This is a genomic window from Sphingorhabdus sp. YGSMI21 (assembly GCF_002776575.1).
Taxonomy (GTDB): Bacteria; Pseudomonadota; Alphaproteobacteria; order Sphingomonadales; family Sphingomonadaceae; genus Parasphingorhabdus.
This window is the reverse complement of record NZ_CP022548.1, coordinates 174344-189318: the sequence shown is the minus strand read 5'-3', so window position 1 is coordinate 189318 and position 14975 is coordinate 174344. Positions and strand designations below refer to the sequence as shown.

Annotated in this window: 12 protein-coding genes; 8 read left to right on the top strand and 4 right to left on the bottom strand. The window is 60.0% G+C overall.

All coding sequences use genetic code 11. The annotated features are described in order from the left end of the window. Positions 1 to 2: 2 nt before the first annotated feature. The 7 genes from CHN51_RS00845 to CHN51_RS00815 all read left to right on the top strand — a co-directional run bounded on the left by CHN51_RS00845 (position 3) and on the right by CHN51_RS00815 (position 9319). The gene (locus tag CHN51_RS00845) at positions 3 to 1547 is read left to right on the top strand and encodes an NADH-ubiquinone oxidoreductase-F iron-sulfur binding region domain-containing protein (RefSeq protein WP_100092334.1); all 1545 of its coding nucleotides are present in this window, start codon (positions 3 to 5) and stop codon (positions 1545 to 1547) included. Then, positions 1544 to 4405, top strand: coding sequence for a formate dehydrogenase subunit alpha (gene fdhF / locus CHN51_RS00840; RefSeq protein ID WP_100092333.1), 2862 nt, complete (start codon positions 1544 to 1546; stop codon positions 4403 to 4405). Before CHN51_RS00845 ends, fdhF begins: the two co-directional genes overlap by 4 nt. Continuing rightward, positions 4402 to 4659 carry a formate dehydrogenase subunit delta gene (locus CHN51_RS00835; RefSeq protein ID WP_100092332.1) on the top strand — a complete coding sequence of 86 codons (258 nt, stop codon included), beginning with the start codon at positions 4402 to 4404 and terminating at the stop codon, positions 4657 to 4659. The genes fdhF and CHN51_RS00835 overlap by 4 nt, the downstream gene beginning before the upstream one ends. Next, a complete protein-coding gene (gene fdhD, locus CHN51_RS00830) occupies positions 4660 to 5436 on the top strand; it encodes a formate dehydrogenase accessory sulfurtransferase FdhD (RefSeq protein ID WP_100092331.1) in 777 nt (258 codons plus the stop codon). It abuts the gene before it with no gap. Positions 5437 to 5490: 54 nt separating this feature from the next. Then, positions 5491 to 6651, top strand: coding sequence for a Xaa-Pro peptidase family protein (locus tag CHN51_RS00825; RefSeq protein ID WP_100092330.1), 1161 nt, complete (start codon positions 5491 to 5493; stop codon positions 6649 to 6651). 80 nt (positions 6652 to 6731) lie between these two features. Further along, entirely contained in the window at positions 6732 to 7178 is a 447-nt protein-coding gene (locus tag CHN51_RS00820) for a hypothetical protein (protein WP_100092329.1), read from the top strand. A 239-nt stretch (positions 7179 to 7417) separates the two neighbouring features. Beyond that, positions 7418 to 9319, top strand: coding sequence for an EAL domain-containing protein (locus tag CHN51_RS00815; protein WP_206169922.1), 1902 nt, complete (start codon positions 7418 to 7420; stop codon positions 9317 to 9319). Positions 9320 to 9387: 68 nt separating this feature from the next. On the opposite strand, the gene CHN51_RS00810 is transcribed toward CHN51_RS00815, so the two are convergent. Then, positions 9388 to 10338 carry a LysR family transcriptional regulator gene (locus tag CHN51_RS00810; protein WP_100092328.1) on the bottom strand — a complete coding sequence of 317 codons (951 nt, stop codon included), beginning with the start codon at positions 10336 to 10338 and terminating at the stop codon, positions 9388 to 9390. A gap of 121 nt (positions 10339 to 10459) precedes the next feature. Between CHN51_RS00810 and CHN51_RS00805 the strand changes: the two genes are divergently transcribed. Continuing rightward, on the top strand, positions 10460 to 11248 hold the full coding sequence (locus CHN51_RS00805; protein ID WP_100092327.1) for an SDR family oxidoreductase: 789 nt from the start codon (positions 10460 to 10462) through the stop codon (positions 11246 to 11248). 312 nt (positions 11249 to 11560) lie between these two features. On the opposite strand, the gene CHN51_RS00800 is transcribed toward CHN51_RS00805, so the two are convergent. The 3 genes from CHN51_RS00800 to CHN51_RS20280 all read right to left on the bottom strand — a co-directional run bounded on the left by CHN51_RS00800 (position 11561) and on the right by CHN51_RS20280 (position 14583). Continuing rightward, entirely contained in the window at positions 11561 to 12106 is a 546-nt protein-coding gene (locus CHN51_RS00800; protein WP_100092326.1) for a 2OG-Fe(II) oxygenase, read from the bottom strand. Positions 12107 to 12184: 78 nt separating this feature from the next. After that, the gene (locus tag CHN51_RS19965) at positions 12185 to 13663 is read right to left on the bottom strand and encodes an exosporium protein (RefSeq protein WP_240616972.1); all 1479 of its coding nucleotides are present in this window, start codon (positions 13661 to 13663) and stop codon (positions 12185 to 12187) included. Then, positions 13660 to 14583: a hypothetical protein gene (locus CHN51_RS20280; RefSeq protein WP_206170200.1), complete on the bottom strand. Its 924-nt coding sequence runs from the start codon at positions 14581 to 14583 to the stop codon at positions 13660 to 13662. The genes CHN51_RS19965 and CHN51_RS20280 overlap by 4 nt, the downstream gene beginning before the upstream one ends. Between the last annotated feature and the right edge of the window lie 392 nt (positions 14584 to 14975).

Below are 14975 nucleotides of genomic sequence, written 5' to 3'. Positions count from 1 at the left end.
CGTTGCGGATCGCCATATCCGATGACGCGCTTGCTCTTGCTTGCGGTGCGGATCAGGTCGCCGAGGCGATTGCCAAGGCCGCGCCCGATGCCGACATCATCCGCGTTTCAAGCTGGGGCATGTCTTGGCTGGAGCCGCTGGTTGAGGTCGACGGCATCGGCTACGGACCGGCGACGGTCGACGATGTTGCGGCGATATTGGACGGATCGTCCGGTCTGAATATCGGCAGAATCGCGAACCATCCGTTCATTGCCAGACAACAGCGTCTGACCTTCGCGCGGGCCGGCATCACGCAGCCGCTCGATCTGGATGAATATCGGGCGACGGGGGGCTGGCTCGGTCTGGAAAAGGCGCGCGCAGCCGGTGCCGATGCCGTGATCGAAACGGTTACCGATTCCGGTCTGCGCGGGCGCGGCGGTGCGGGCTTCCCGGCCGGGATCAAGTGGAAGACGGTCGCCAGCGCAGACGGACCTCAAAAATATATCGTCTGCAATGCCGATGAAGGCGACAGCGGCACCTTTGCTGACCGGATGCTGATGGAGGGCGACCCCTATTGCCTGATCGAGGGCATGGCGATTGCCGGTCTCGCCGTCGGGGCAGACAAGGGCTATATCTACGTCCGCAGCGAATATCCCCACGCGATTGCCAAGTTGAACGCCGCGATTCTGGCCAGCGCGCATATCGTCACGCCCTTTGACATCGAGGTCCGGGTTGGAGCCGGTGCCTATGTCTGTGGCGAGGAAACATCCTTGCTCGAAAGCCTCGAAGGCAAACGCGGCGAGGTGAGGGCGAAGCCGCCACTGCCGGCTCTGGAAGGATTGTTTGGTAAACCCACGGTGGTGAACAATGTTCTGACCCTCGCTGCTGTGCCTTATATCCTTGCCAATGGTGCCAAAGCTTATGCCGATTATGGCATGGGCCGTTCGCGGGGTACCATGCCGATCCAGCTGGCCGGCAATCTGAAACATGGCGGCCTGTTCGAGACTGCCTTCGGGATCACGCTCGGCGAGCTTGTCAACGATATTGGAGGCGGCACCGAAAGCGGTGAGCCGGTCAAGGCGGTACAGGTCGGCGGTCCGCTCGGTGCATTCCACCCGGCCAGCGATTTCCACCTTCCGTTCGACTATGAATCCTTCACCGCAGCCGACGGCCTCATTGGCCACGGCGGTATTGTCGTGTTTGACGAGAGCGCCGACATGCTGGCGCAGGCCCGCTTCGCGATGGAATTTTGCGCAGCCGAAAGCTGCGGCAAATGTACGCCCTGCCGGCTGGGTTCGGTGCGCGGGATGGAAGTGCTGGACCGGATCAAGACGGGCGGGCGCGCGGCAGCGGACTCTGTCGAGAGCCTGCCGCAGATGCACAATGCCCCGAAACAGGGCCGCAGCACGGACGAGGAACTGTCGCTCATTTCCGATCTCTGCGAGACGATGAAATTCGGATCGCTGTGCGCACTCGGCGGTTTTACGCCTTATCCGGTGATGAGCGCGATCAGACACTGGCCCGAGGATTTCGGAGCGAGCGCCGATATGGTAAAGGACATATCATGACCTATCAGCCGCAAAAGGATTTTGGCACACCGGCCTCCAAGGCCAGCGACATCGTGACGCTATCCATCGACGGCCGCGAAGTCAGCGTTCCGGCCGGCACCAGCGTGATGCGCGCGGCGGCGGAAATCGCCAATAATATTCCCAAGCTCTGCGCCACCGACAATGTCAAAAGCTTCGGCTCCTGCCGGCTATGCCTGATCGAGATCGAAGGCCGCAGGGGCACGCCGGCAAGCTGCACCACGCCGGCCGAAGACGGCATGGTCGTAAAAACCCAGACGCCGCATCTGCAGAAATTGCGCAAGGGCGTGATGGAGCTTTATATCTCCGATCACCCGCTCGACTGCCTGACCTGCAGCGCCAACAATGATTGCGAGCTCCAAGATCAGGCGGCCAATGTCGGGCTGCGCGATGTCCGCTATGGCTATGAAGGCGCCAACCATCTTGGCGAGGTCAAGGACACATCCAACCCCTATTTCGATTTTGATCCGTCCAAATGTATCGCTTGCTCGCGCTGCGTGCGGGCCTGTGATGAAGTGCAGGGGACATTCGCGCTGACCATGGATGGCCGCGGCTTTGCCTCGAAAATTTCCGCTGGTCTGCCGACCGACGATTTCCTGACCAGCGAATGCGTATCCTGCGGTGCCTGTGTCGAGGCCTGCCCGACGGCGACGCTGCAGGAAAAGGCGGTCACCGAAATCGGCAAGCCCGACCGCACCGAAATCACCACCTGCGCTTATTGCGGCGTTGGCTGCACCTTCCGCGCCGAAATGCGCGGCGAGCAATTGGTCCGCATGGTACCGTGGAAAGATGGCAAGGCCAATCGCGGCCATAGCTGCGTGAAGGGGCGCTTCGCCTGGGGCTATGCCAATCATCAGGACCGGATCACCAAGCCGATGATCCGCGAAAGCATCGACCAGCCCTGGCGGGAAGTCAGCTGGGACGAAGCGCTCGGCTATGCGGCGAGCGAAATCAAACGCATTCAGGAAAAATATGGCCGTCTCAGCGTCGGCGGTATTACCTCGTCGCGCTGCACCAACGAAGAGACATTTCTGGTGCAGAAGCTGATCCGTGCCGGTTTCGGCAATAACAACGTCGATACCTGCGCGCGCGTCTGTCACTCGCCCACCGGCTACGGTTTGAAAACCACATTCGGCACCAGCGCCGGCACGCAGGATTTCGACAGCATTGAGGATAGCGATGTCATCCTGGTGATCGGCGCCAATCCGACCGATGCGCACCCGGTCTTCGCCAGTCGGATGAAGAAACGTCTGCGCGGCATCGACGGCAAGCCTGCCGCAAAGCTGATCGTCATCGACCCGCGCCAGATCGCTTTGGTCAAATCCCCGCATATCAGGGCAACGCACCACCTGCCGCTGCAACCCGGCACCAATGTCGCGGTTCTCACCGCCATGGCCCATGTCATCGTCACCGAAGGACTGGCCGACGAAACCTTCATTCGCGAGCGCTGCGACTGGGACGAATATGCCGAATGGGCCGCTTTCGTTTCCGACGAGCGCCACGCGCCGGAAAGACTGGAACCGGTCACCCGTGTGCCCGCCGAAGAGCTTCGCGCTGCCGCCCGGCTGTTCGCTACCGGCGGCAACGGCGCAATCTATTACGGGCTCGGCGTGACCGAGCATAGTCAGGGCAGCTCGACGGTGATGGCCATTGCCAATCTTGCGATGGCAACCGGCAATATCGGGCGTCGCGGTGTCGGCGTAAACCCATTGCGCGGCCAGAATAATGTCCAGGGCGCCTGTGACATGGGCAGCTTCCCGCACGAACTGTCCGGCTATCGCCATGTTTCCGATGCCGATACCCGCGCCTTGTTCGAGGCCGACTGGGGCGTGTCGATCGACTCGGAACCCGGACTGCGGATTCCCAATATGCTCGATGCCGCCGTCGATGGCGAATTCAAGGCGCTCTATGTCCAGGGCGAGGATATTCTGCAATCCGACCCCAATACCAAACACGTCTCGGCAGGGCTCGCCGCGATGGAATGCGTGATCGTCCACGACCTGTTCCTCAACGAAACCGCGCATTACGCGCATATCTTCCTGCCCGGCTCGACCTTCCTCGAAAAAAGCGGCACCTTCACCAATGCCGAGCGCCGCATCCAGCTGGTCAACAAGGTGATGGCGCCGGTCAACGGCATGGAGGACTGGGAAGTTACCCAGGCTTTGGCCAATGCCATGGGGCTCGACTGGCACTACACCCACCCGTCCGAGATCATGGACGAGATCGCCCGCTTGACGCCGACTTTCGCCGGTGTGAATTTTGACCGGTTGAAGAAAGAAGGCTCGCTGCAATGGCCGGTCAACGAAGCCGCGCCCGATGGCTCGCCGATCATGCATGTCGATGGTTTCGTTCGTGGTAAAGGTCAATTTGTCGTCACCGATTATGTGCCGACCGACGAGAAGACCGGCCCGCGCTTCCCGCTGCTGCTGACGACCGGGCGGATATTGTCCCACTATAATGTTGGCGCGCAAACGCGGCGCACCGACAATACCGCCTGGCATCCGGAAGACCTGCTGGAAATGCACCCGACGGATGCGGAAAACCGCGGGTTGAAGGATGGCGACTGGACCAGATTGTCGAGCCGTTCGGGCGAGACAACCTTGCGCCTGGCGGTGACCGAACGGGTCGCACCGGGCGTCGTCTATACCACCTTCCACCATCCCGCGACCCAGGCCAATGTCGTGACCACCGAATATAGCGACTGGGCAACCAACTGCCCGGAATATAAGGTCACTGCCGTGCAGGTCGCCGCTTCCAACGGTCCGACCGATTGGCAGGCCGATTACGAGCAACTTTCGGATCAGGCGCGGCGCATCGAGATAGTTGAACCGGCGGAATGAACACGCTCGATCATCTCGTCCATATGGTCAACCAGATCGCGCGCAATTTCGGCACACTGGACCGCGACGCCGCTGCCGAAGCCGTGGCCAGCCATATTCTGCTCTATTGGGACCCGCGCATGAAGCGCCGGATCATCGCGGCCGTTGCCGACGGGGCAGGGAATGACCTTTCGGATGTCGCCGCTCTCGCTATCGGGATAATGGCGCAGAAGGCGCAGACACCCGCCGCTGATCCTGCCGCCACCGGCGCATAGATGGACGAATACACCGCCAAGGTCATTCGCCCCGGTGCTGCCGCAGCGGATAAAGAAGATCGACAGGTCGCGATCGAAGCGCCGGTTTCGATCGAGTTTAACGGTATCGGCTATGCGGTGATGATGGCGACGCCATCGGACCTCGAAGATTTTGTCACCGGCTTTGCCATATCCGAAAGGCTGGTCGAGCGGGCTGATCAACTGGGCGCGATCAATGTCCATCAACACGAAAAAGGCTGGATCATCCGCGCCAATGTAGCGTCGGAAAAAGCAGACGCGGTTTTCGAACGCGCGCGTATCCGTGTTGCCGAAAGCAGTTGCGGCCTCTGCGGGCTGGAAAATCTCGAACTGGTTGCCCAGCCCTTGCCAAAGGTCAGCGCGCACCAGCCAGTCGACAAAGAGCATATCTTCGGCGCGCTCGCCGCCTTGCATGACCACCAGCCGCTCAACAAGGCCACCGGCGGCGTCCACGCTGCGGCCTGGGTCGACGAGACCGGTGCCATTGTCTGCATCCGCGAAGATGTCGGTCGTCATAATGCGCTCGACAAGCTGATCGGCGCGATGGCCCGCGACAGCCGCTCGCTATCGACCGGCTTCGTCCTGACAACATCCCGCTGCAGCTACGAGATTGTCGAGAAATCGGTGATCGCCGGAGCCACCACCCTGGTGACGATCTCCGTCCCGACCAGCATCGCCATCGAACGCGCCCGATCCTGCGGTCTGACGCTGATCTCGCTGGCCCGTGACGACAGTTATCTCGACTATAGTGGTGGCTGAGGTCTAAAGGTCACATTATATCAGAGGCGAGCCGCCCCTTTTGGAGATTTGACCATGACCATAATATCGCGACCGCCATCGATCGGCAATGCCGAACGCGATCAGCGGCTGGACAGGTTGCGCAGCGCTATGGCGACAGGCGGCATTGATGCGACCCTCATCACGCCGGGCAGCAATATGCGCTATTTCTTCGCCGAGCCTTTTTACGAAAGTGAACGCTTCGTCGGCGTGCTGGTCACGGCAGACCGCAATATCTTCATCTGCCCGAAATTCGAGGAATCGGCGATCCGGGCGAAATTCCCGATGGCCTCGGAAATGGCCTTCTGGGAGGAGCATGAAAGCCCTTTCGCGCTGATCGCTTCTCTGTTGGCGGATCACGGCTGCCAGCGATGCGCGCTCGATCCGGAATGTTCCTACGGCCATGCCGCGCGCCTGTTCGATGCGGTGGCACAACTTGAGAAGCCGGTGATCCACGGCTCTGCCGCTTCGATCATCGCGCCGCTGCGCGCCAAAAAGTCACAAGCCGAAATCGACCTGATGATCGCGGCCATGCAGCTCACGCTCTCCGTCCATCAGACGGTCTTCGAGTGGATCAAGCCGGGCATGAAAGCCAGCGCAGTCATCGCCGAAATCGACCGCCTGCACCGCGCCGGTGGCGCCGATGGCGGCAACAGCTTTTGCGCCGTTCAATTTGGCGAAGTGACGTCCCATCCGCACGGCGTACCGGGCGACCCGGCGCTGCAGGAGGGCGAGTTAATCCTGATCGACACCGGCTGCACGATTGACGGCTATAATAGCGACATCACCCGCACCTATGCCCTTTCCAAACTGGACAGCGGGATCGAGAGGCTGTGGAACGTGGAAAAACAGGCCCAGCAAGCCGCCTTTGACCGCGCCGCCATCGGCACGCCCTGCGAAGATGTCGATCAGGCCGCCCGCGATGTCCTGATCAGCCATGGTCTGGGCCCCGACTATGACCTTCCGGGACTCCCTCATCGCACCGGCCACGGTATCGGCCTCGACATCCACGAAGGCCCCTATCTGGTGAAAGGCGATGCGACGCCGCTGGCGGCCGGCATGTGCTTTTCCAACGAACCGATGATCGTGGTGCCCGGCGTATATGGCATCCGGCTGGAAGATCATTTCTACATGACGGAAGCGGGGCCGGAGTGGTTTACCCGGCCGCAGGCGGATATTTACCGGCCGTTCGGCTAGAGTGACATTGTCATCAACTGCGCGTTCCGAAGCAACAGAGCCGTGGTGATCTGGCATAAATATGCGGGAGATATTCAACAATGCGCTATTTTCTTGATACGGAATTCAACGGTTTTTGCGGTGACCTGATTTCGATCGCACTGGTGCCCGAAGACGATGGGCGGGCGCCCTTTTATGCGGCGATCGAATGTTCCAGTCCGACGCCCTGGGTGATCGAGCATATCATGCCCGTGCTGGATATAGAGCCCATGTCGCGCAGCGATGTCGCCGACCGGTTTGCCGACTATCTGGGCGATGATCCGGAACCGCAACTGGTTGCGGACTGGCCGGAAGATATCGCCCATGCGGCGCGATTGCTGGTTATCGGTCCCGGCCTGATGAAGCCGGTGCGCAATATCCGTTTTCATCTGGTCGACGCCGAACTTGTCAGTTCCGGCGAAGGCAGCGCGGTACCGCATAATGCCTATCAGGATGCGCTCCGGCTGCGTGCCGATGTGCTTGCCTATGAAAAACGGTTGGCGGGCTAGATGATCGTCAACCCGTCAACTGACCATCATTCTCCAGATGCTTATATTGGCCGCCGCTCGCGCCCTCTGTAATATCGCTGGCCGGCCGGATGAATTTCTCGCAATTCGCGTCTTAATCCGCAGGCCGTCCTGCCGTAAATCTTCATGTAAAGGTCCGCTTCGGAAATATTTCATCTTCTGTTTACTCCGATCCGGTAAATTTGAACTGAGTCATTCCCGAGTAAAAAGGAAATCGCCGGTTGCTGCTGTTCCAAAACAAGATTCTCGAGATGATCGCTACGGGTGTCTCGCTGGATGTTACGGTGGAACGACTGTGTCTGGAGCTGGAGCTTTTGCTGCCCGATATCGCCTGTTCGGTATTGCGGGTCGAGGATAACGGAACCATCTATCCGCTGGCTGCACCCAGTCTCCCCGAGAAATTTTCCGAACTGATCCATGGTCTGATGATCGGCCCCAATGTCGGGTCCTGCGGCAGCGCGGCCTATCTGGGTGAGGCGGTGGTTGTTACCGATATCGAAAATGACGCGCGCTGGTCGGCGTTCAAGGAACATGTCCTGCCCTCCGGCTTCAAGGCCTGCTGGTCGGTGCCAATCTATAATTCGGAAGGCGTGGTATTCGGTACCTTCGCGCTATATTTCAAGCAAAAGCGGATGCCGCGGGCGCGCGAAAAACAGCTGGTCAGCGCCAGTATCCATCTTTGCGCAATTGCGCTGGAACGGCACGACCGGATGCTCCAGCGCGAACGCAGGGCCTCGATCGACGCGCTGACCGACCTGCCGAACAGGTCGGGCTTTGATGCGGCCTTGAGCCGTCTGTCCTGCGAGGAACCCGGAACATGGGCCCTGCTGGTGGTCGATGTCGACAATCTCAAGATGATCAACGACACATTCGGGCATCAGGCCGGAGACGAGCTACTGAAGAGTGTGGCGCAGCGGATCAGGTCCAGCGTGCTTCCCGACCATGCATTCCGGCTCGGCGGAGACGAATTTGCGATCATCCTGCAGGAAAGCGGGGCGGTCGCCGATCTCAGCGGAACGGCTTCTCGCATATTGGACGCGATCGGTGTGGTTACCAGCTGCTGCGGCCATATGATCCAGCCGCGCGCGACGATCGGCGGTGCAGCACTTTCGCCGGGCGAGCATGACGCCGAAACGGTCCACCGCCATGCCGATTTTGCGCTCTATCATGCCAAGGAAACCGGCCGTGGCGGCTTTGTCCGGTATTGGCCCGGCATCGGTACAGCAATCAAACGCCGGATCGAGGTGATTCAGGATGTCGATGTCGCGCTCGATGAAGGCCGGATAGAGGCCTATTACCAGCCGCTCGTCCGGCTTGATAGTGGCGAGATCGTTGGCATGGAAGCGCTTTGCCGGCTGCGCAAGCCGGGGGGCCATATTGTTTCGGCAGGGGCCTTCCACCAGGCCACTACCGACGTCGACGTTGCCGCCAAGCTGACCGAGGGCATGCTGGCGCTGGTTGCTGCCGATGTCCGGTCCTGGCTCGAATGCGGGATTCCCTTCCAGCATGTGGGGATCAATATCTCGTCCGCCGATTTTCACAGCGGTACGCTCTACGACCGGATCAAGACCGCCTTTGGCCGGGAAAATGTGCCGCTGAAACATGTCGTGCTGGAGGTGACGGAATCGGTCTATCTCGGGCAAAACGATCCGGTTGTCGCGCAGGAGATCAAGGCGCTGCGGGCCCATGGCCTGCGCGTGGCACTGGACGACTTCGGCACCGGCTTTGCTTCGCTTACCCATTTGCTGACGGTGCCGGTGGATATCATCAAGATCGACAGGTCTTTCGTCAGCCAGTTGCGCCCTGGCGACAGGGGGCTCGCAATTATCGAAGGCCTGCTCAGCATTGCGCGCAAGCTTGACATCCGGGTGATCGCCGAGGGTATCGAGACCGAAGATCAGGCCAGTCTGCTGGAAGCAATGGGCTGCAAACTGGGGCAGGGCTATCTCTATTCCGCCGCTGTTCCGCGCGAAAGCGCGACCGAACTGCTGCTCGAACACGCGCAACAGATTCAGGTGGGAAGGCGGGAGCCGATATTTGGCCTGCCGACGCGCACCGCTGCTGGCCGGGTCACGTCGGATGATGATCAACTGCCGAAAAAGGGCCTGAGGGCCGTGTCCTGAGATATTGGCCGCGGCGCAGCCACCGTGCGATAGATCTCGAACGCAGACGCTATAAGTCTGGCTATGATTTAAGAATGGCTTCCGGACTTGTAAATATCGCCCGCACCAACGCCAGTGGGTCGCATCCCTCCTGACTGAACCGCTTTCTCAACGATGAAATCAATGAAGACACGGATTCGGGAGGCCAGCTCGGTTTGTCGATAAAAGACCGCGCTCACCTCTTGCCAATCCGGGATCGTGTGTTCGTCCAAGACCGGAATCAACCGGCCCTGCCGCTGATCTTCGTGAGTCATGAAGTCGGCCAGACAGGCGATGCCCTGTCCGTGCAGGGCGAGTTGTCTGATCGTTTCACCGCTCGATGCTTTGGTCCGGGGATCAACCTTCCATTGGGCCCCCTTTGCCGATTTCAGCGGCCAGCTGTTCAGGCTCTCGGGTTGGGTGAAGCCGATCAGGTCATGCTGATCCAGTTCCTCGACCGTTTGCGGTGCATGTCTGCGAGACAGATAATCCGGACTGGCCAGCAACCGGAGTTGCGACACGCCGAGCAACCTCGCGTGAAGTCCGGAATCCTTCAGGGTGCCGATACGCAAAGCGACGTCGGTGCGCTGCTCGATCAGATCAATATTGCCTTCGCTGCTGGTCAGCTCGAGCTCGATCTGCGGATAGTTTTGGCAGAAAAGCGGAATGTGCGGCACAACGCAATGCAGAATGAACGGTGAGGCCGCATCGACGCGCAGACGCCCGGAGGGTGTTCCGTCACGATCCTTGAGGAGATCTTCCGACGATTTCATCTCGCTTAACACCAGCCGAGATTTCTCGAGGAAAAAGATACCTTCCTCCGTCAATTGCTGCCGTCTGGTCGTGCGGGCCAGCAAGGTTACGCCAAGCTTTTCCTCGAGCCTTGCCAATGTCCGGCTTATACTGGACGGGTTCTGGCCGAGCATTTGCGCAGCCAGGCCAACCTGACCGCAATCGACGACCGTGACAAACGTCAGGAGTTCGTGAGAGTTTATTTGCATAATTGCATGTAACGCAATTATCTAATGTTTATAAGCCTCTTTATCCGCAACAATCCATATTGCATATCCGATGCATCACCAGCGGGAACCCATTCCGCAAGAAACGGAAAAGAGATATAAGATGAACTTGGACCTCAATGATAAAACCGCCCTGGTCACGGCTTCAACCGGAGGGATCGGTCTGGAGATAGCGCGCTCGCTCGCCGCTGAAGGGGCGACCGTTATTGTCAACGGTCGAACGCAGGCGAGCGTCGACAGGGCGATCCAGTCGATAAGACAGGATGTTTCCGACGCCAAATTGAACGAACTTGTGGCCGACAACGGAACGCCCGACGGCTGTCAGACAACCATCACGAAATTTGCGGAAGTGGATATCCTGATCAACAATCTCGGCATTTACGAGGCGGTCGGCTTTTTCGACGAGTCCGACGAGTCCTGGCAACGCTTGTTTGAAGTGAATATCATGAGCGGCGTAAGACTTACCCGCCATTATCTGCAAGCCATGCTTGCCAGAAATGCTGGCAAAGTGCTTTTCATGTCCAGCGAATCCGCATTGAACCCGGCTCCGGAAATGGCCCATTACAGCGCGACGAAGACCATGCAATTGTCGCTATCCAGAAGCGTCGCCGAGCTTACCAAAGGCACGAATGTGACGGTCAATTCGGTGCTGCCGGGATCAACCCGGACAGAAGGCGTCGAAAAATTCGTTCAGGATGTTTTCCCGGACTTGCCATATGACCAGGCAGAGAAGAAGTTCATGCAGGAAAATCGGGCAACATCCTTGATCGAGCGCCTGATCGATCCTCAAGAAATCGCCTCCTTTGTTACCTATCTCTGCAGCCCCAAGTCCTCGGCCATAAATGGTGCGGCCTTGCGTGTAGATGGCGGCATTGTCCGGGCGATATCCTGACCGGCAAGGCTTGGAATATGACAAACAAGCGTTGTCATATTCCAAGCGTCTCCCGTAAAGACGGAAAAAAGCGCTGGCCTATCAAAAGCTCATGAAGGAGTCGCCGGCAAATGATCTAGCGCTTTGTCTCAAATCTGGCATGCCCCTCGATGACCGCAATATCGCAGTCGTTCTACATGCACTATTTGATCGATTCTGATTGGCAAATCCTGGGTGGCAAAGGGTCATCAAGATATGTCACCGAGAATGACGGCTTCATTCCGAAAGCGGCAGAAATTTGTTCATGATGCTCAAGGCGCGGCGGCAGGCATGTCACCGCCATTTTGGCCCTTCGAACCAGGCAACGAGCGATTTTCGAATGCCTTTGGTGACCGGCGTTACGCGGTGAGTCACATAGCTGGGAAATACCAGCACAGCCCCCTTCTGGCGGACGTTCGCCGGGTTTTGGCACTCGCTAAATTCAAAATCGCCGCCTTCATATTCGTGCGAATCGCTCAATTGCACGATGATGCTGATTTTGCGGTCAAAGGCTCGGTCAGTTTTGTAGATGACGTCCCTGTGCCATTCGTAACCGCCCTTCTTCTCGCCATGATATTCTGTAAACTGCAAGGCAGCGACGTTGCACACATCTACACCGAACGCGGCGCGATTGGCCTCCATGACGTACCAGTATAGCTGGTCCCGTAGCCAATATTGCTCGTTCAGCCAGCAGATCTTGCTCCTGCGATGCAAGCTCTGATCCTCGCCTGTGTTCAGGGAAATTCCGTCCTTAAGATCTTTTTCGGCAGCGAGTCTTTCGATCTGCGCGATGGACTTGTCTGGAAAGCCTTCTTGCCACATTTGCCACAATTGTCTCATTTCAAAGCCCTTTTGCGAAAAGGAGGTGGCTGCCTCCGGGCTACGGATATCATCATCCGTAGCCCGGAGACGCCTCGACTATCTCGCGAAACGGAACCGGACGGCACCGGTCGTTTTGCTGCCACCATGGCCTACGGTAAGGCCGACGCTCCAGTTTTCATCAGCCCGTATGGCAATGGCACCGCCAAAACCGACTTTTTCTCCGTAAAGACTAAAGCCGCCGCTGAGGGCAAAGCTTTCGTCCTTGCCAAGCGAGACATTGGGCAGGGCGACAACCGCTGCAAGGCCGCCATTCAGTTCCTCGATCGCTTTGGTATTGGCGGCCAAAACCGCGCCCATCTGGTCAATCTGCTGGCTCAGCGATTCCACCCGTTGCCGATTGTTCAATATCTCAACCGCGTTCTGGGTGATTGCCGTCCGGTTGATCTGGATGTCCGCACTATTCTGCGTGATCAGCTGGGTGTTGAGATTGATGCCGTCCACAATCGTCGGGCCGCTGACAACCACTGCGGCGAACGGACGGGCCACCCCACTGGCGGTGGTGAATGGTGCCGCATCCGTGCTCGGTGGACCGAATGCCAAAGCTGATCCAATCGCCTCAGCGGCATTCGGGTCCTGAAGAACCTGAATATCCGCGACATTGCCAACGCTGTTGTTTATGGCGCCGATGCTGCCCTGGACATTTGCGATGGCCTGCGTGTTCGCATCGATTGCCGATGTAATGACTTGCATCTGCGCCGGCGAAACTCCGCTGTCTCCGGGAGGACCAGCAGGGCCAGCCGGGCCGGTTGCACCGTCCTTGCCATCGGCACCATCTTTGCCATCGACGCCATCTTTGCCGTCAACGCCAGCGGGACCCTGTGGCCCCTCAGCACCGTCCTGACCGTCTTTGCCGTCGGCGCCGTCTTGGCCGTCCTCGCCATCTTCACCGTCAGAACCATCTTTGCCTGCTGGCCCCTCGGCACCGTCAGCGCCATCGGCCCCGGCAGGACCTGCGGGACCCGTTGCTCCGACCGGACCGGCTGGCCCGACGGCACCATCCGCGCCCGCCGGACCGGTCGCACCGGTTGCTCCGGTCGCACCATCGGCTCCAGGAGCACCGGTGTCGCCTTTTGGTCCGGCAGCGCCGGTAGCGCCTGCTGGCCCGGTAGCGCCGTCGGCTCCTGCGGGACCCGTTGCGCCGACAGGGCCGGCTGGTCCTACGGCACCATCTGCGCCCGCCGGACCAGTCGCACCAGTCGCCCCCGTTGCTCCATCGGCTCCGGGAGCACCAGTATCGCCTTTTGGTCCGGCAGCGCCGGTAGCGCCAGCAGGCCCGGTCGCGCCGTCGGCTCCTGCGGGGCCCGTTGCGCCGACAGGGCCGGCTGGTCCTACGGCACCATCTGCGCCTGGTTTACCGGTCAAACCGGTTGGCCCGGTCGCACCGGTGTCGCCTTTTGGTCCGGCAGCGCCGGTAGCGCCTACAGGGCCGGTCGCGCCGTCAGCTCCTGCGGGGCCCGTTGCGCCGACAGGGCCGGCTGGTCCTACGGCACCATCTGCGCCTGGTTTACCGGTCAAACCGGTTGGCCCGGTCGCACCGGTGTCGCCTTTTGGTCCGGCAGCCCCGGTAGCGCCAGCAGGCCCGGTCGCGCCGTCGGCTCCTGCGGGGCCCGTTGCGCCGACAGGGCCGGCTGGTCCGACGGCACCATCGGCACCAACGGGCCCAGTTGCACCAGTCTCACCTGTTGGACCTTTTGGACCAGGCACCCCCTGAGCACCAGTCTCACCGGTTTCACCTTTTGGCCCAGGTACCCCCTGAGCACCAGTCTCACCGGGGTCACCTTTTCGACCAGGCACCCCCTGAGCACCAGTCTCACCTGCTGGACCTTTTGGACCAGGCACCCCCTGAGCACCAGTCTCACCGGTTTCACCTTTTGGCCCAGGTACCCCCTGAGCACCAGTCTCACCTGCTGGACCTTTTGGCCCAGGTACCCCTTGAGCACCAGTCTCACCGGCTTCACCTTTTGGCCCAGGTACCCCTTGAGCACCAGTCTCACCGGCTTCACCTTTTGGACCAGGCACCCCCTGAGCACCAGTCTCACCGGGGTCACCTTTTCGACCAGGCACCCCCTGAGGCCCAGCCTCACCGGCTTCACCTTTTGGACCAGGTACCCCCTGAGCACCAGTCTCACCGGGGTCACCTTTTCGACCAGGCACCCCCTGAGGCCCAGCCTCACCTGCTTCACCTTTTGGCCCAGGCACCCCCTGAGCACCAGTCTCACCGGGGTCACCTTTTGGACCAGGCACCCCCTGAGCACCAGTCTCACCTGCTGGACCTTTTGGACCAGGTACCCCCTGAGCACCAGTCTCACCGGGGTCACCTTTTCGACCAGGCACCCCCTGAGGCCCAGTCTCACCGGCTTCACCTTTTGGCCCAGGTACCCCCTGAGCACCAGTCTCACCGGGGTCACCTTTTGGACCAGGCACCCCCTGAGCACCAGTCTCACCTGCTGGACCTTTTGGCCCAGGTACCCCCTGTGGACCAGTCGGTCCTGGGCCGCCGTCCGCACCGTCAGTGCCGGCGTCACCTTCCGGACCCTGTGGACCAGGCGGTCCGGGGCGGCCGGGCGCACCGTCAGCGCCGGCGTCACCTTCCGGACCCTGTGGGCCCTGTGGACCAACAGGACCTTCCGGACCCGGAGGCCCCGGAGGCCCCGGTTCACCGACCTGAGCCATGGCTTCCTGACTATGGACGGCAGAGCTGGCCAGTGCGACAAGTGCAATGGAAGAACTGTGGAGCAGGATTGCGAGCAATTGCTTGCGCCCCTTGCTGGCTATCGTTGCGTGATTGTTGATCTTCATTTTAATTTCCCCCCGCTGAATTGATGTT

What these genes read in the sequence shown, in the direction of transcription:
- CHN51_RS00800 (WP_100092326.1), bottom strand. Translation starts at nt 12,106, where the DNA reads ATGAGACAATTGTGGCAAATGTGGCAAGAAGGCTTTCCAGACAAGTCC.
- CHN51_RS00835 (WP_100092332.1), top strand. Translation starts at nt 4,402, where the DNA reads ATGAACACGCTCGATCATCTCGTCCATATGGTCAACCAGATCGCGCGC.
- CHN51_RS00825 (WP_100092330.1), top strand. Translation starts at nt 5,491, where the DNA reads ATGACCATAATATCGCGACCGCCATCGATCGGCAATGCCGAACGCGAT.
- CHN51_RS00810 (WP_100092328.1), bottom strand. Translation starts at nt 10,338, where the DNA reads ATGCAAATAAACTCTCACGAACTCCTGACGTTTGTCACGGTCGTCGAT.
- CHN51_RS00820 (WP_100092329.1), top strand. Translation starts at nt 6,732, where the DNA reads ATGCGCTATTTTCTTGATACGGAATTCAACGGTTTTTGCGGTGACCTG.
- CHN51_RS00805 (WP_100092327.1), top strand. Translation starts at nt 10,460, where the DNA reads ATGAACTTGGACCTCAATGATAAAACCGCCCTGGTCACGGCTTCAACC.
- fdhF (WP_100092333.1), top strand. Translation starts at nt 1,544, where the DNA reads ATGACCTATCAGCCGCAAAAGGATTTTGGCACACCGGCCTCCAAGGCC.
- fdhD (WP_100092331.1), top strand. Translation starts at nt 4,660, where the DNA reads ATGGACGAATACACCGCCAAGGTCATTCGCCCCGGTGCTGCCGCAGCG.